At 53.8% G+C, this 14638-nt stretch carries 17 protein-coding genes and 1 tRNA gene; 12 read left to right on the top strand and 6 right to left on the bottom strand.

Features of this window, described 5'->3' with window-relative positions; genetic code table 11:
• Positions 1 to 3 precede the first annotated feature (3 nt).
• Genes ACEN2T_RS15015 through murB form a run of 4 tightly spaced genes read left to right on the top strand, consistent with a single transcriptional unit; the run spans position 4 to position 2430 of the window.
• Complete coding sequence (locus tag ACEN2T_RS15015) at positions 4 to 189, top strand: Trm112 family protein (protein ID WP_003174668.1); 186 nt, start codon at positions 4 to 6, stop codon at positions 187 to 189.
• The gene (gene kdsB, locus ACEN2T_RS15010; RefSeq protein WP_099601045.1) at positions 186 to 950 is read left to right on the top strand and encodes a 3-deoxy-manno-octulosonate cytidylyltransferase; all 765 of its coding nucleotides are present in this window, start codon (positions 186 to 188) and stop codon (positions 948 to 950) included. The genes ACEN2T_RS15015 and kdsB overlap by 4 nt, the downstream gene beginning before the upstream one ends.
• Complete coding sequence (locus ACEN2T_RS15005) at positions 950 to 1414, top strand: low molecular weight protein-tyrosine-phosphatase (protein ID WP_442116933.1); 465 nt, start codon at positions 950 to 952, stop codon at positions 1412 to 1414. The genes kdsB and ACEN2T_RS15005 overlap by 1 nt, the downstream gene beginning before the upstream one ends.
• Entirely contained in the window at positions 1411 to 2430 is a 1020-nt protein-coding gene (murB, locus tag ACEN2T_RS15000) for a UDP-N-acetylmuramate dehydrogenase (RefSeq protein WP_122680659.1), read from the top strand. Before ACEN2T_RS15005 ends, murB begins: the two co-directional genes overlap by 4 nt.
• 76 nt (positions 2431 to 2506) lie before the next feature.
• Here the strand turns inward: murB and ACEN2T_RS14995 are convergent, their stop codons facing one another.
• Positions 2507 to 3178: a Bax inhibitor-1/YccA family protein gene (locus tag ACEN2T_RS14995; protein WP_003174664.1), complete on the bottom strand. Its 672-nt coding sequence runs from the start codon at positions 3176 to 3178 to the stop codon at positions 2507 to 2509.
• 152 nt (positions 3179 to 3330) lie between these two features.
• On the opposite strand from ACEN2T_RS14995, the gene ACEN2T_RS14990 reads away from it, so the two are divergent.
• Positions 3331 to 3421: transfer RNA gene (locus tag ACEN2T_RS14990), tRNA-Ser, on the top strand.
• A gap of 126 nt (positions 3422 to 3547) precedes the next feature.
• Here the strand turns inward: ACEN2T_RS14990 and ACEN2T_RS14985 are convergent.
• Both ACEN2T_RS14985 and ACEN2T_RS14980 read right to left on the bottom strand, forming a co-directional pair.
• A complete protein-coding gene (locus ACEN2T_RS14985; RefSeq protein ID WP_442116932.1) occupies positions 3548 to 4612 on the bottom strand; it encodes a tyrosine-type recombinase/integrase in 1065 nt (354 codons plus the stop codon).
• 4 nt (positions 4613 to 4616) lie between these two features.
• Complete coding sequence (locus ACEN2T_RS14980) at positions 4617 to 4853, bottom strand: DUF4224 domain-containing protein (RefSeq protein ID WP_442116949.1); 237 nt, start codon at positions 4851 to 4853, stop codon at positions 4617 to 4619.
• Between the two features lie 221 nt (positions 4854 to 5074).
• Here ACEN2T_RS14980 and ACEN2T_RS14975 point away from each other — a divergent pair, with 221 nt between their 5' ends.
• The 3 genes from ACEN2T_RS14975 to ACEN2T_RS14965 all read left to right on the top strand — a co-directional run bounded on the left by ACEN2T_RS14975 (position 5075) and on the right by ACEN2T_RS14965 (position 6628).
• Complete coding sequence (locus tag ACEN2T_RS14975) at positions 5075 to 5449, top strand: hypothetical protein (protein WP_442116931.1); 375 nt, start codon at positions 5075 to 5077, stop codon at positions 5447 to 5449.
• Between the two features lies 1 nt (position 5450).
• A complete protein-coding gene (locus tag ACEN2T_RS14970; protein ID WP_442116930.1) occupies positions 5451 to 6020 on the top strand; it encodes a hypothetical protein in 570 nt (189 codons plus the stop codon).
• 77 nt (positions 6021 to 6097) lie between these two features.
• Complete coding sequence (locus tag ACEN2T_RS14965; RefSeq protein ID WP_442116929.1) at positions 6098 to 6628, top strand: hypothetical protein; 531 nt, start codon at positions 6098 to 6100, stop codon at positions 6626 to 6628.
• Between the two features lie 51 nt (positions 6629 to 6679).
• Here the strand turns inward: ACEN2T_RS14965 and ACEN2T_RS14960 are convergent, their stop codons facing one another.
• Complete coding sequence (locus tag ACEN2T_RS14960; protein WP_442116928.1) at positions 6680 to 7039, bottom strand: hypothetical protein; 360 nt, start codon at positions 7037 to 7039, stop codon at positions 6680 to 6682.
• Between the two features lie 692 nt (positions 7040 to 7731).
• Positions 7732 to 8637, bottom strand: coding sequence for a LysR substrate-binding domain-containing protein (locus tag ACEN2T_RS14955; protein WP_099603087.1), 906 nt, complete (start codon positions 8635 to 8637; stop codon positions 7732 to 7734).
• Between the two features lie 89 nt (positions 8638 to 8726).
• Here ACEN2T_RS14955 and ACEN2T_RS14950 point away from each other — a divergent pair, with 89 nt between their 5' ends.
• The 3 genes from ACEN2T_RS14950 to choX all read left to right on the top strand — a co-directional run bounded on the left by ACEN2T_RS14950 (position 8727) and on the right by choX (position 11670).
• A complete protein-coding gene (locus ACEN2T_RS14950; protein ID WP_043205756.1) occupies positions 8727 to 9842 on the top strand; it encodes a TauD/TfdA family dioxygenase in 1116 nt (371 codons plus the stop codon).
• Between the two features lie 24 nt (positions 9843 to 9866).
• A complete protein-coding gene (locus ACEN2T_RS14945) occupies positions 9867 to 10475 on the top strand; it encodes an HD domain-containing protein (RefSeq protein WP_442116927.1) in 609 nt (202 codons plus the stop codon).
• A gap of 259 nt (positions 10476 to 10734) precedes the next feature.
• A complete protein-coding gene (choX, locus tag ACEN2T_RS14940; protein ID WP_099603089.1) occupies positions 10735 to 11670 on the top strand; it encodes a choline ABC transporter substrate-binding protein in 936 nt (311 codons plus the stop codon).
• Between the two features lie 474 nt (positions 11671 to 12144).
• Here choX and ACEN2T_RS14935 read toward each other — a convergent pair whose 3' ends face one another.
• Entirely contained in the window at positions 12145 to 13653 is a 1509-nt protein-coding gene (locus tag ACEN2T_RS14935; RefSeq protein ID WP_442116926.1) for an ABC transporter substrate-binding protein, read from the bottom strand.
• 504 nt (positions 13654 to 14157) lie between these two features.
• On the opposite strand from ACEN2T_RS14935, the gene ACEN2T_RS14930 reads away from it, so the two are divergent.
• Positions 14158 to 14511, top strand: coding sequence for a hypothetical protein (locus ACEN2T_RS14930; RefSeq protein WP_442116925.1), 354 nt, complete (start codon positions 14158 to 14160; stop codon positions 14509 to 14511).
• Positions 14512 to 14638: the final 127 nt, after the last annotated feature.

Below are 14638 nucleotides of genomic sequence, written 5' to 3'. Positions count from 1 at the left end.
TTCATGGACACCAAACTGCTCGATATCCTTGCTTGCCCGATCTGCAAAGGCCCGCTCAAGCTCAGCGCCGACAAAACCGAGCTGATCAGTAAAGGCGCGGGCCTGGCATATCCGATACGTGATGGCATCCCGGTGATGCTGGAAAGCGAAGCCCGCACCCTGACCACCGATGAGCGCCTGGATAAATGACCACCGCCTTTACCGTTGTCATTCCCTCGCGTTACGCATCGACCCGCCTGCCAGGCAAGCCGCTGCAATTGATCGGCAGCAAGCCGATGATCCAGCTGGTGTGGGAACAGGCTTGCAAAAGCAGCGCTGATCGGGTGGTTGTAGCGACTGACGATCCACGCATTATTGACGCGTGCAAAGGCTTTGGCGCCGAAGCGGTATTAACCCGCGAAGACCATAACTCCGGCACCGACCGCCTGGCCGAAGTGGCCACGCAGCTTGGTCTGGCGCCTGACGCCATTGTGGTCAATGTACAAGGCGACGAACCGTTGATTCCGCCGAGCGTGATCGACCAGGTGGCCGCCAACCTGGCTGCCCATGGTGACGCGCGCATGGCCACTCTTGCCGAGCCGATTCACGATATTGAAACCCTGTTCAACCCGAACGTGGTGAAGGTGGTCAGTGATGTGAATGGCCTGGCGTTGACCTTCAGCCGTTCCACCTTGCCCTGGGCGCGTGACGCCTTTGCCAAGAACCGAGACGTGTTGCCGGAGGGCGTACCGTACCGCCGGCATATCGGCATCTATGCCTACCGCGCCGGTTTCCTGCATGACTTCGTCAGTTGGGGACCGTGCTGGTTGGAAAATACCGAATCCCTGGAACAACTGCGGGCCCTGTGGCACGGCGTGCGTATTCACGTAGGCGATGCGTTGGAAGCGCCGCCTGCCGGTGTCGATACCCCGGAAGACCTTGAGCGCGTCCGTCGCCTGCTGGGGGCCTGATGGAGGTTCTGTTTGTCTGCTTGGGCAATATCTGTCGCTCGCCCACCGCTGAAGGCGTCTTGCGCCATAAATTGAGCGAAGCCGGGCTGGCCGGGCAGGTCGAGGTTGCTTCTGCTGGCACCGGCGACTGGCATGTCGGTAACCCGCCGGACCAGCGCAGCCAGCGTGCAGCGTTGGTCCGCGGTTACGATTTGTCGGGCCAGCGTGCCCAGCAGGTCTCCCGTGCTGACTTTGCGCGTTATGACCTGATCCTGGCGATGGATAGCAGCAACCTGCGCAACCTCAAGGCGCTACAGTCAGGGCAGGGTAAGGCCGAACTGGATTTGTTTCTGCGCCGCTACCACTCGGAAGTGGACGACGTGCCAGACCCGTATTACGAGGGCGAGCAAGGCTTCGAGCGAGTGCTGGACCTGATCGAGCGGGCCTGTGATTTATTGGTGATCGAATTGAAGGGGCGATTATGACCTTGCAAGTGCATGCGCAGGTTTCGCTCAAGCCATTCAACAGTTTTGGCATCGACGTTCGCGCCCGGCTTTATGCCGAGGCCCGCAGCGACGCCGATGTGCGAGAGGCATTGGCTTACGCTTCGGCGCAAGCGTTGCCCTTATTGGTGATCGGCGGTGGCAGCAATCTGCTGCTGACCCAGGACATACCTGCGTTGGTGCTACGTATGGCCACCCAGGGCATTCGCGTGCTGCACGATGACGGCGTGCATGTGGTGGTTGAAGCCGAGGCGGGCGAGGCGTGGCACCCATTTGTACTTTGGACATTGGCGGAGGGCTTTTGCGGTCTGGAGAATCTCAGTCTTATCCCTGGGACCGTTGGGGCTGCCCCCATGCAGAACATTGGCGCCTACGGTGTGGAGATCAAGGATGTATTTGCCGGCCTGACCGCACTGGATCGTCATACCGGTGAGCTACGGGACTTCAGCCTGCAAGAATGCAACTTTGCCTACCGTGACAGCCTGTTCAAGCACGAAACCGGACGCTGGTTGATCCTGCGGGTACGCTTTGCCCTGAGCCGCGTCAGCCACCTCAAACTCGACTATGGTCCGGTACAACAGCGCCTGGCAGGGCAGGGCATCACTGACGCGACGCCAAGCGATGTCAGTCGCGCGATTTGCAGCATTCGCAGCGAAAAATTGCCAGATCCGGCAGTACTGGGCAATGCCGGCAGCTTCTTCAAGAATCCGCTGGTGACCAGGGCATTGGCTGAAGAACTTCGAGCGCAGTATCCGGACCTGGTGGCCTACCCCCAGGGGGATAGGCACATGAAGCTTGCCGCCGGTTGGCTGATCGACAAGGCCGGCTGGAAGGGCTTTCGTGAGGGTGACGCGGGCGTGCACAAGCTGCAGGCGCTGGTGCTTGTCAACTATGGCAACGCCACAGGGCATGATATTGCGCACCTGGCCCAGCGTATCCAAAAGGATATCGTTGAGCGTTTCAAGGTCGAACTGGAAATGGAACCCAACCAGTACTGATGCCTTGCTGCTGATAAGTAAAAAATAAAAATGCCCCGTATCTTTCGATACGGGGCATTTTTTATTCGGCTAACAATCAGTCATCGCGGCTCATGATGCCGAAGATCTGCAACAGGCTGATAAACAGGTTGTAGATCGACACATACAGGCTAACAGTGGCCATGATGTAGTTGCGCTCACCGCCGTGGATGATGGCGCTGGTCTGGAACAGGATGCACACCGAGGAGAACAGCACAAACCCCGCGCTGATCGCCAGTTGCAGGCCACTGATCTGGAAGAACATGCCTGCAACCACTGCCGCCAGCAACACGAAGAAGCCTGCGGTGATAAAGCCGCCCAGGAAGCTCATGTCCTTGCGGGTGATCAGCACGTAGGCCGACAGACCGCCAAATACCAGGGCCGTCATAGCAAACGCCGAGCTGACCACTTCCGCTCCGCCAGCCATGCCGAGGTAACGGTTGAGGATCGGGCCGAGGATGAAGCCCATGAAACCGGTCAAGGCAAACGCCGACACCAGGCCCCAGGCCGAGTCACGCAGCTTGTTGGTCAGGAAAAACAGACCATAGAAGCCAATCAGCACGACAAAGATATTCGGATAGCCGACGCGCATCTGCTGCGCTACGAACGCCATCACGCCGCTGAATGCGAGGGTAAGGGCGAGCAGGCCATAGGTGTTGCGCAACACGCGGCTGACTTCAAGCTGCTCAGCCTGCGCGTTACCATTCACTGCGTAATTCTGTTCGCGCATGGCGACACTCCTTCGGTTTTGAAACGTTCAGTCGCAAAGATCATAACAGACGCTCTGTAACAAGCGATGGCGAGAGTTTGACAGTGTGTTTCATTCGGGTATTATGGCGCCCGCTGAGACAGGATGACCTACTATAATCCTGTGACGCAAAAGGGAAATTGGCAGAGTGGTTGAATGCACCGGTCTTGAAAACCGGCGAACGTTAATAGCGTTCCCAGGGTTCGAATCCCTGGTTTCCCGCCAAGATTCAAACGAAAGCCCCGCAATGCGGGGCTTTTGTGTTTCTGGGCTTCGGCAAAGCTATCAGCATACAGGCCGATCGTTTCCGCATCATTTCAGGCGGTTTCCGCAACTCGTTGCAAATTGCGGTCAGCGAGTCGGCTTCACGATCTCCCCGACGCGTCGATAAACGGTCTCGGTTATCCGCTTGTCGGTGTGTCCCAGGAGCCGGCTTGCATCTCCTAGGTCGAGGATCTCGCTTGCAGCCTTGGGGCGGATGTCGCGGAACTGGAACTTTCGAATGCTGGCTGCCAAAACTCCATCCCCGTTTTCTCTGGCGATGCTGATCGCCTTGTCGCGAGCATCGTCGAAGCGGAGACGGAGCATGTGCTTTGTAACCTGCCTACCATCCTCGGTGACTATAAGGTAAGGGGTTCTGACCCCGCGCAAGCGTCTCTGCTCGATCAGCCTCGCCACCAGAGTGCCCAGGTCATTGAGCGCGCCGGCGGCGGTCAGCCGAATGCGCAGCTTCTTGGCCGTCTTACCCTGAGCCACCTGTAGGAACTCATTGACTGCATCCGCCTGACGCATCGACAGTACATCGGCAGGGCGCTGCCCGGTTAGGTAAGCGAGGTCCATCGCGTCACGCAGTTCTGAGGCGGCAATGCCATACACAGCGCTCCAGATTTCCTCTGTAGCGTAAAAGTCTCGCGGTGCCTCTTTGTTCTTGCGCACGCCGGCGGCAGGGTTGTTCTCGGTTAACCCCCACTCCCGTGCGATGTTGTAGATGTGCGAGAGCAGGGAGATCTCGCGGTTGGCTCGCACCTTGGCGGTCCGGCCGTCTCGGTACTGGGCGATGATCTGCGGCGTCACCGCGTCGAAGGGCGCATCGCAGAAGGCTTTGCGCAGCTGCTTCAGGCTCAGCAGGTTATCGCTCTGTGTCTTCGGCGCTTTGCCGGGGATTATCTCTCTCTCGTAGCGGTCGAACACCTGGCCCAGGAGAGCATTCTTCTTTGGCACGGGCTTGCAGTCGAGCTTTGCCCATTCAGCTTTGGCGATATCCAAATCCCCCCCGAGCGGTATCTCAACGCGCTTCCCTTCCTCATTCCTTCCGTCGTAGTAGTACCCGACCCACTCTTTTCCACCTTTCAGCGTGCGCACACGTCGAATCATTCGCGGCGGCAGATCCCTGTTTGCCGCCTTTTTCGCTCGCATCGATTTATCCTACCTTTGACAGATCCAATGACCAGGCTTCTAACGCTACGTTTTCTGCTGATGGTTTCACGCCTGCCAGCTTCATGCGGGCGTAGACCCGGCCGACAACCGGGCGGCGCGCTCGGGTCAGCACGTACTTCCATCCGTTTTGGTTCAGCCACGTAATCTGGCCGGACGGGATCATGTAGCCTGTGATCGCCGCCAGTTCTTCCTCGGCAAGCGTTTCGCTTTGAATTTCCAGGTGGTGTCCTTGTCGTTAAAGCGGCTGACTTCTAGGGAGTAGAGGTTTTGATGTTGGAGTACGGATGTACTCCTTTCGGAGTCGTGTCTATTTAGCGGAGTTGGAGGGCGCTAGAGCAGCGTGACGATCAATTTCCAGATTGTCTTGGGCATAATGACATCACTCCGTATATCATCTGCACTCGGGTTGAAAATTTATGTAAATTCTTTAGAGGGAATCCAATGGCGAAGGAAGATAACAATAACGGTCTTTTACAAGGGTTGAACGCTTTTACCGCTCACGGAAATAAGAGTGAAACTCCACCGCTTCCTCCATTCTTTAAATATCCCGTACTAAATGGGCTTTGGTACAATCAGAAAGTTATTAAGTTGGATGGCTGGAATTTTGAGGCTTGCCGATTTGATAACTGTAAGCTGATTATTGAGACGCCATATTTTACGGTAAAAAATTGTTATATTGATGGTTCAAATTCTGTGGAAGTTCAAGGTGTTTTGATGAACGCAGTGAAATTCTTGAATATGAATCTTCCGATGTCGACGCATCCTATTTATCAACCTATCAAAAATCCTGACGGTACTGTAAGCATCGGAGCTTGATATGGAAGTCAAAGCAAGCGGTAGTATAGAGCTGGCCCCAAAAGGTAATCAGATCGCAGTAACGCTTATATTTATTATTGCAGCTCTTTTTTTTGCCGGTTCCGTCTGGTTGGAGGCTCAAGGTAAGAGTTACTATCTATCGGCTGGAGTTGGTTTTTCATTTTTAACTATTGGGTTTATTTTTTGGTGGAAGTCTCATAAAAATGAGTCGTTGCAAAAGGCTCACCCTTTTTCATTGAAAGTTGGAGAAGGTAATAAGGCGGTTGAGGTTAGTGCTGATGCTCGATCTTTGCCTGCTTTGGATTATCTAAAAGGGATTCTCGGTCATTACTCTGTAGTATTTCATAGAGAGGCATTACCTCAGCCAAGCGGCACCATTGATAAAGCAGGTAACCCTATAGATGGAACTCTTGAGTTGTCGCAATCTATTGTTAATGATGCGAACGAGGTTGCTCAACAACAAGCCAATAAAGTAGCTCAGGACATTTATTCGCGGGTTCAGTCGATCGCTCCAGTGGCTACAGCATCCCCGGTTATCGATAATTTAACAGGAGCATCAGCACCAGATTAATAACTCGATGGCTTACGTGATTCGTTAATATGGGGCGTTTTTCTTTGAATCTGTAAGCGGCCGAAAGGGACCAGATTATGGATGCGGAACTGTGGGCTAATATAATTGCGGGCACTGCTTTTGTGGTCGCGGTTGCTTCCGCTGGGTTTGCTTGGAAGTCCGCAAAAGAAGCAAACTTAGCTAACCGAATCAGTATTCATGAGTATCAGCGCAAATTGTATGAAGTGTTTGCAGATACATTTCTTCATCTTCAGCTAGAAGGGCAGCATACGTCGCCAGGTGAATTCGCAAGGCTCGGTGTACATATTAAAACCTCCAGACTATATGTGGGCGAACAAATCTCTAAGAAACTTCAGGAGTTTGCTGACGCCTATGAAGGTCTCTGTAATGGCGCATGCCATTTGACGCGCGCTTATGAGGAAAGTGCAGACACTTCGAAGCGCTTTCTCGAGGGTGGGGGGGTGGACAGATTCGCTCAAGCCTTGTCGGAAAAAGCAAATAATATAGCGGAGCAGTCTGAGTTAGATGTTCTTGCGGCGGTCAGTAACGTGCTCCGGATTGGGGCTGAACTGGATAAAATATTTATCGAAAAAATGAAGCTTGTTTAATCAACCCGTTAAGTCGTGCCCTCCGTTACCGGATGCAGCGGGTAGGGTGGATTATGATGGTCTCTTGATTTCGTCGTAAGTATCGTGTGGATCGTCGGCGAGTGATTTGAGGCCTGCGGCTCTAATGATCTGCGAGACCTTTTCAGTAACAACAAAAGGTGTCGTGACACACCTGAGCATTTGCGCGGCTGTTTCAAAGTCGGCAGCGATAACGTTGCGCAGAAGGTTCTGATGCACCTCCTGCTGGTTGTTGAAGCCATGCTGCTTCATCAGACGCTTGAGGTCGGCCTTGAACACGCCGGCCACCTCAACCGTAAACTTCTCGACGGCCAATGCCGCGTCCTTCGCTGCGGCCTTCTCGCGCTTGCGGCTCTGCTTCAGGGCTTCCGCCGTCTGCTCTTCCTCGGCCATGGCCTACCTCTTCGATTTCATGTGCTAACAAATCAAGCCATGCCTGCCGCCAGCGTTTTCGTACCTAGTTGATAGTGCGTTTCATAGGGTTGCGCTGATCACTGCGACCAACCTTCGATATGGATCTTCTTGCCATCGGCGCGAGCCTCCAGCACCTGGGCGCGGTTGATCGCTGCCTTCCAGGTGAAACACATCCCCATGACCTTGCCGGTGGAGCGTTCGACGACGTGATAGGCGCCGCGGCCCTTATTGACTAGGCATCAATGTTCCTCCGAGGGGTGAACTGCTTAGCATTTGGCACTGGGAAGCTAGCTCCAAGATTATGGTTGTCCACTCTCGGCCAAAAGCAGACTGTCGTTCACCTCGGGAGCGGATAAGGTATCGTTCATGGATGTGATCTGCTAAAGAGATCATGGACAGGTTTCAATCAAAAAACTCAACAAACCACTCTCGGGAACGGTTGAAACTGTGGAAAAAATCAAGTTGATTAAAGCGATGATGAAAGCCGGCCGGGCTAAAGATCTACTGTATTGGTTTAATGAAACCGGACACCCATTTAGGCGAAAATGCTCGCCAGATAGACGAGTCTGGTCCCTGGCGGGATCGGCATCGAGTTAATCTAATACCTCGCCAGCACAATTTTCAGCAGCGGAAACGGATTTGGCGGGCATTCAACGGCGCAGGCTTTAAGGTCAGCTTGCCGCAATCAGCCACTGAAGGACATCCCTCACCAGAAGTGTCTCGTGATAGTTCGATCTCACAATGTAACCCCGGTGAGGCCGGTCTACTGAAGGCCCGAGAGCGATCAATTTGCCCGCCTTGATCTGCTCTTCGATCAGCCCAGCCCAGCCCAAGGCGATACCTTGACCCTCCTGCGCAGCGGTCAGCAGCAACGGATAGTTATTGAAGCAAAAAACTGGCGCTTCCTCTGGCGGAGTGATCTTCGCGTGCAGGCACCAGTGATGCCAATCCAGCCACCGGGAGTCATCGCTGTCCTTATGAAGCAGCGGTAGATCCTCGATACTGCTTATTTTCGTACCTTCCAGTAGCCCCAGTTTTTCAGCCAGGTCTGGACTGCATACTGGGAATACCGTCTCGGGGATCAGTAGCTTTTCAAATCGGAAGTCACCGTCGAGGGATCCAAACTGAATGGCGATATCGGCATCTTGAAGCATCGGATCATCGTCAAGGTTTACTGGGCGAATCTTGAATTGGATCTGGGGGAACTGGCCCTGGAGCGCAGGCAATTTCGGCATAAGCCAGAAATAGCAGAATCCAAAATTCGCAGCGATCGAGATGGTAGGTTTCTGCTTGTTGAAATGGCGACGCATGCGCTTGACCGCTGCCTTAATTTCACTCACCGGGGATGCTAGGCCTGAATAAATCTGCTGACCCTCATAGGTGGGTCGCAACAGCTTACCGTTACGTTCGAAGAGTACACACCCAAGCGACTCCTCCAAGGTGCGAATCCGCTGAGAAATCGCCGGTTGAGTAGTGCCCAATTCAACAGCTGCGGCCGTCATCGAACCCAAGCGGATTGTGGCCTCAAAGGCGACCAAAGATTTAAGTGGCGGGAGGTCCTGTTCGCTCGGCTCCATAACGTTTATGCATACCTCTAATAAGGGGATTGCGGGTGTTTATCCCCTGAGCACGTAAGGATACTGAGACCACCTATTTGGAGGTTCTCATGGTACAGGTCACTTTTGAAATCAAGCAACAACCGGCATCCGTGATCGCACAGTTGCCAGGGGAAACCATTGTGCTAGCGCCGCTGTGGTTGCGGGAGCGCTGCCAGGACGCTGTCAGTCTTGATGTCACTACTCAGCAAAGACTGTTTAACCCGCATAACCTTCCTGACGGCATCACTCTGGTTGAAGCAGAGGCCAAAGGCGTAGATCAGGCATGGCTGTCATTCAGTGATGGTTATGCGGGGCTGTATGACCTCACGGAGTTTCGTGCCGACTTCGATCCGTTGGATGGCCTGCCAACGCCCATCAGTTGGAAGAGCAACATTGACACCCAACTCATCTACATCGACTTCAACCGACTGACTGACTTCGATTATCGATTGGAGGCATTCAGCAAGTTTTTGACCTATGGGGTTGTCGTTATCCAGAACGTGCCTACCGAAGCCGAGTCAGTTCTGGATGTAGGCAGAATCTTTGGCCAGGTGCGCGAAACCAATTTCGGCAAGTACTTCGAGGTGTACTCCCGGCCGAACTCCAATGACCTGGCCTATCGCTCAATTCACCTCGATCCTCATACCGATAACCCTTATCGCGATCCGATGCCTGGCATCCAGCTTTTGCACTGCCTGATCAACGAAACATCGGGGGGGCTCTCTACACTCGTTGACAGTCTCGCGGTCGCAGAGCAGCTTAAATTGGAAGATCCCGAAGGCTTCGAACTGCTGGCCAACGTGCCTGTGCGTTACCGCCACGTCGATAACGACGTTGAGCTGATTGAGCGGCGGCCAATCATCATGACCGACGCGCTGGGCCGAATGACAGGTGTCAGCTATAGCCCACGCCTCGACTATCTACCGTTGCTGAATGAACACGACATGGCCGTATTCCACCGTGCACGTCGTCGCATGGGCGAGCTCTTTGTGGATCCGGCATTTGAGCGACGTTTCAAGCTGGAGAAGGGCGAGCTGCAAATGTTCAATAACACGCGTGTCCTCCATGGCCGGACGAGCTTTGATACCAATGAAGGTCGCCGTCATCTGCAAGGTTGCTACATGGATATGGATGGCCCCAAAGGCATCTACAAAGCCATGAAAAGAAGCTTGAAAGCTCAATAAGATTCGAAAGCCTGAGGACTGATGATGGAAACCGTAGCTTTTACCCAGATGAAAGACGGCACCAAAGCCGAATATGAAATGCTGACCCAGCTGGAAACTGATTTCGCAAAAGAGCTTCCTGACCGGCTCCTCAAATGCCTGCGGGATCTGGAACACTCTCTAAGCGGTTACAAGGTGAGCAGGCTCGCTCATTCGCTTCAGACCGCATGTAGAGCTGAGGACGCTGGTGCAGATGAGGAGATGGTGGTTGCAGCGCTGATCCATGACCTGGGCGACGAGCTCGCCCCCTACAACCACTCCCAGTATGCAGCATCCATCCTTCGCCCTTATGTTCGTCCAGAGGTGACCTGGGTCATCAATTATCACGGCCTTTTCCAGAACTACTACTACGTTCACTTCTTCGGCGGTGATCGGAATGAGCGGGATTTATACAAAGACCACCCGTACTACGAAAGCTGTGTGCGCTTCTGTGAGGAATGGGACCAATCATCCTTTGACCCTGATTACCCGACTCGCCCTTTGGAGCACTTCGAGCCTATGGTTCGGAGGATTTTTACTCGGCCAGCATTCGATCAAAAGTACGTTGGTAACCAGACTATGGGCCGCAGCGCGCTCGACCAACCTGTGGCCTAGGCACTTTACTTACGGTTCAAATTTGCGTCATAGCGGCAGCGTGCTGCCGCTATGACGTGCATATCCAGGTGGATCCCTCCCTACTGATCCATAAGAAAACCGCATGCTCCTCATAATAGAAACGCGGTTATGCCGTACTGGCGATTGGCCGATAATCGAAGCGGGAAAGGCGCAATTCATAAGCGTCAGCCACGTGCAAATTTGAGTCTGCCATCCAGATACGTCAAACAGAGTTAGTGCAACTCTAGAGGGGAGTCGGATGAACAAGTTTTACAAAACCGTGATCGCGGTAACCTTGGCATCTCAAAGCGTGTTGGTTATGGCTCAAGAACCCAGCAGTTGCCAAGTCATCAAGACGGCGAACGTGGGATGGCTCGATGGTATATCGACAAACGCATTGACTCAGGTGGTTGCCGAAGGCCTGGGCTATAAATTTGACGACAGCATGCTTTCACTGCCAATCGTTCTGAAGTCTCTTAGCGATGGCAAGCTGGATACGTTCATTAACTACTGGTCGCCATCTCAGGATCCTCTGATTACCCCCCTAAAGGACTCTTTGTCCGTTCTCCCAACCCCTAACCTCACAGGTGCAAAATACACACTCGCAGTTCCAAAATTTCTGGCCGATGAGGGGTTGAAGGATTTCAAGGACATAGAGAAATTTAAAGACCAGCTCGGAGGCCGCATTTACGGCATCCAGCCTGGTAGCGGCGGAAACACGTTGGTGCAGAAGATCATCAAGGACAACTCGTATGGTTTGAAGGATTTCAAACTGGTCGAGTCTGGTGAAGCAGGCATGATCCAAGAGGTAGGTCGCTCGATTCAACGCAAGAAGCCCATTGTGTTCCTGGCGTGGGCGCCTCACCCAATGAACGTGAACATGGACATCGTGTATCTAACGGGTGGTGATGATTCCTTCGGTCCCGATTTCGGCGCAGCAACGGTCAAAACCATCACATCCAAAGGCTATGCCGAGCGCTGCGGTAACGTTGGCAAGTTGTACAGCAATCTGAAATTTACGGTCGACATGGAGAGCAGCATCATGAACTCCCTTGACAAAAAGGAGCCCGCTTTGAGTGCAGCGAAAAAATGGCTGGCCGCTCATCCTGAGACTCTGGATAGCTGGCTGACTGGTGTAACTACCGTCGACGGTAGAGACGCGAAAGCAGCAGTATTAGCAAACATCTCCAAGTAAAGAAAAGCCGCTTCAGTGAAGCGGCTTTTGTTATCGAAAATCCGCAGTTGGAGGCTCGCTGATGGAGCCATATGTAGCCAGTTGCTAGGCGTTTACTCATCGCAACGTGCCTTAACCTGACGCTTACCCCGCATTTGACATATCTTGAGTTCGTGGGTTTCTGCGGGGCCATGTAGTTCCGAGTCCGAGCCCGTTGAGCCAGCACTCACGCGTGATGCGTTTATGGACCTCGGCAGTTGTTTGGATATTCAAGGTCCGCTTCTGGCCGATTGCTGCCCCTGGAGAGAGGCATAAAACGGCCAGAAGCGGACGGAGGATTACCGTAGGCGGCTCTAGATCATTCAGCTTCTACAATCCGGGTCAGTCACGGCGCTGACTAGAGACGTCATGCGAAGGACGACGCACACGCAAACCGCAGTGGCGCACTGGTTTCTAACTACCAAGTCTTTTCGCAGGGGCACCACACAAGCAGCTTCAAGCCTGCGCAGCGATACTGGCTTTGCTTTGGAACATGGCGGTGTCGGCCTTGAAAATCAGATCGTCCAGACCTTCGCCATCTTCCGGATACCACGCCACCCCTAGGCTGGCGCTGACCTTGATCTGGCTGTTTTTCCATGGAATGGGCAGGTCGACGGCCTTGCAGATTTCATGGGTGATGCGCTGGATATCGCCTCTGTGATGCGCGCCGTCGAGCAGCACTACGAATTCGTCACCGCCCATGCGTGCGGCTATTTCGAACTCGCGAATATTGGATTTGATGGCCGTGCCTACGTGGATCAGGATGGCATCGCCTGCCTGGTGGCCAAAACGATCATTGATCTGCTTGAAGTGATTCAAGTCGATATAGCACAGGGCCAGATGTTCTCCACGGCTCTTTGCGGCCAGCAGCTTCTGACTAGCAAAGGGAATAAAACTATTGCGATTGGGTAAGCCAGTCAGGCTGTCATAGAAGGCCAGCTTATGTACTTCCTCTTCGGCGAGTTTGCGCAACTTGATCTCGTTGCGCAGATGGCGCTGGGCATTCAACAGAACCAGAGCGAACATCAGGACAAGCACACAGCCGATACTGATCAGCACGATGGTCTTGCGCAGCCGCTCGATGAGCTGTGGCGGGTTGGGATCGTAAATGAAGTTTTCCAGACCGGCGATATTGTCGACCATACCCAGTTCGAGGAAGGTTTCAGCCATACGTTGCCAGCGCCCTGGGTTCATATGACCGATCTCGATCAGGTCAGATATCACCAGCGGACGCATGGCCTGAGCTTCGAATTGCAAGTGCGCGCGAGTTTTCTCCACCGAGTACTGATTGAGCAGCAGGTCTATGATTTGCTCGGGGTTATCCATCGCGTAGCGCCAGCCGCGCAGGGTAGCGCGGCGGAAGGCCTCCACCCGCTGTGGATGTTCGTCAATCTCGGCCTGGCTGGTAAACAGGATGTCGCTGTAGAAGTCGATCCCGTAGGTGACGGGCGAGATGATGTTGTATTCCACGCCCCGCTCTTGCAGGTAGAAAGGCTCGTTGGTCAGGTACGAGTTGAACGCCGTCACTTTACCGCTGGCTAGATCCCCAATTTGATAACTGCTGGGTAGCAGTTGTAGTTTTTCGAAGGGTATACCCTCGCTACGGAACATCGCCAGAAAATCGGCATCGGTCTGTGCATCCATCAGCATCAACGGCTTGCCGATCAGGTCGTGCACAGTTCGAACACCTTGGTCTGTGCGAGCCACGAGCACGGAAGGTGAATGCTGAAAAATCACCGCCAGCGCTACCAAGGGCTTTCCATGCAGACGTGCGTAGAGCAGTTCACTATTGGCTTCGCCGTATTGGGCACGCCCAGAGAGCACTTCTTCGACCGGTGTGACATGGGGGCCACCTTCGTGCAAGCGCACGTCCAGTCCTTCTTCGCGGTAATAGCCCTTTGCGATGGCGGCATAGTAGCCCGCGAACTGGAACTGATGTTTCCAACGTAGCTGGACATCAATCACCTGTTCGGCGCCATTCTGTTGAGGGCCAGGACCCGCCCACGCAGCCTGACCCCAGACGAGCACAAAACACAGCAGTCGACGCAGCCGAACCAGGAGAAGTCTCTTCGGCGGGCCTGGCGTGTTAGAACAGTAACAGAGGCTAGGCATGGTGATAGTCCGTGAATCGCGCTTATCGTTGAGCGTGCAAGGCGTGGCACATCATTGTGACATCACTCATGCGGGGCCAGCAATCGCGCGCCACGATAACCAAAGCGGCCGTTATCCTCACTTGCGGCGTGGTTGGCGTTTGCTTCCCTACAACAGACAGCTGACGGCCACTTGCTGCCTCTCGCCACCGTCCATTCTGGCCGGCAGTGTATCCTGCTCCTCAAGCCGTGCTTATGTGCACTCAGCAATCCGGACAGTCAAAGTTTCAAGGTAGAAAAAATGCTCTCACATCGGACGGTAGCCTTCCTTGAGGAGTCGGCGGACTCATCTCACCTCGTTTATCCTGAAGGAGGTTTGTTGTTCAGCTACCAATATGCCTACAAGCGAGCGCATTGCTGCCTGAAGGGGGACATGCGGAATGCTTTGTATAACGTTGGTCTGAATAAGTATTCCGAAATAACTGAACAGGCAGCGAACGACTTGGCTAGTTTTTTTCAGCGTGCTCTTGGAGGTTACACTAAGGACGCACCGACAGACTGCACTGTCCTAGCCGCCTGTAATTTGATCGATTATTTGAAGGAAGACCTACAGCACGACTTGGTTCAGCTTGTTGTGGAGGCCGGTGACTACGACATGACTGCTACATTCGAGATGGCAAGCAGATCACGAAATGACTATTCAAGGCTGGAGTTGTTCTGGTCTGTCGATTGACCGCATTTGGCCGGATGCAGCCATACGATTTTTCTGTTGAGTAGCGGCCTATTGGTGGTTTGTGTTCGGTCGGCAGGACGCCGGGGGAGGGGTAATTCGTTTCCGCAACCTGATGCGTGCCCCTTGT

Source organism: Pseudomonas sp. W22_MBD1_FP4 (assembly GCF_052113765.1).
GTDB classification, from domain to species: Bacteria; Pseudomonadota; Gammaproteobacteria; order Pseudomonadales; family Pseudomonadaceae; genus Aquipseudomonas; species Aquipseudomonas sivasensis.
Note: the sequence above shows the minus strand (reverse complement) of the source record. Positions and strands in the feature narration are given on the sequence as shown.

Coding starts and splice junctions, on each gene's coding strand:
- ACEN2T_RS14985 (WP_442116932.1), bottom strand. CDS start 4,612: ATGCGAGCGAAAAAGGCGGCAAACAGGGATCTGCCGCCGCGAATGATT.
- ACEN2T_RS14960 (WP_442116928.1), bottom strand. CDS start 7,039: ATGGCCGAGGAAGAGCAGACGGCGGAAGCCCTGAAGCAGAGCCGCAAG.
- ACEN2T_RS14995 (WP_003174664.1), bottom strand. CDS start 3,178: ATGCGCGAACAGAATTACGCAGTGAATGGTAACGCGCAGGCTGAGCAG.
- ACEN2T_RS15015 (WP_003174668.1), top strand. CDS start 4: ATGGACACCAAACTGCTCGATATCCTTGCTTGCCCGATCTGCAAAGGC.
- choX (WP_099603089.1), top strand. CDS start 10,735: ATGAACAAGTTTTACAAAACCGTGATCGCGGTAACCTTGGCATCTCAA.
- ACEN2T_RS14955 (WP_099603087.1), bottom strand. CDS start 8,637: ATGGAGCCGAGCGAACAGGACCTCCCGCCACTTAAATCTTTGGTCGCC.
- kdsB (WP_099601045.1), top strand. CDS start 186: ATGACCACCGCCTTTACCGTTGTCATTCCCTCGCGTTACGCATCGACC.
- murB (WP_122680659.1), top strand. CDS start 1,411: ATGACCTTGCAAGTGCATGCGCAGGTTTCGCTCAAGCCATTCAACAGT.
- ACEN2T_RS15005 (WP_442116933.1), top strand. CDS start 950: ATGGAGGTTCTGTTTGTCTGCTTGGGCAATATCTGTCGCTCGCCCACC.
- ACEN2T_RS14970 (WP_442116930.1), top strand. CDS start 5,451: ATGGAAGTCAAAGCAAGCGGTAGTATAGAGCTGGCCCCAAAAGGTAAT.
- ACEN2T_RS14965 (WP_442116929.1), top strand. CDS start 6,098: ATGGATGCGGAACTGTGGGCTAATATAATTGCGGGCACTGCTTTTGTG.
- ACEN2T_RS14950 (WP_043205756.1), top strand. CDS start 8,727: ATGGTACAGGTCACTTTTGAAATCAAGCAACAACCGGCATCCGTGATC.
- ACEN2T_RS14975 (WP_442116931.1), top strand. CDS start 5,075: ATGGCGAAGGAAGATAACAATAACGGTCTTTTACAAGGGTTGAACGCT.
- ACEN2T_RS14945 (WP_442116927.1), top strand. CDS start 9,867: ATGGAAACCGTAGCTTTTACCCAGATGAAAGACGGCACCAAAGCCGAA.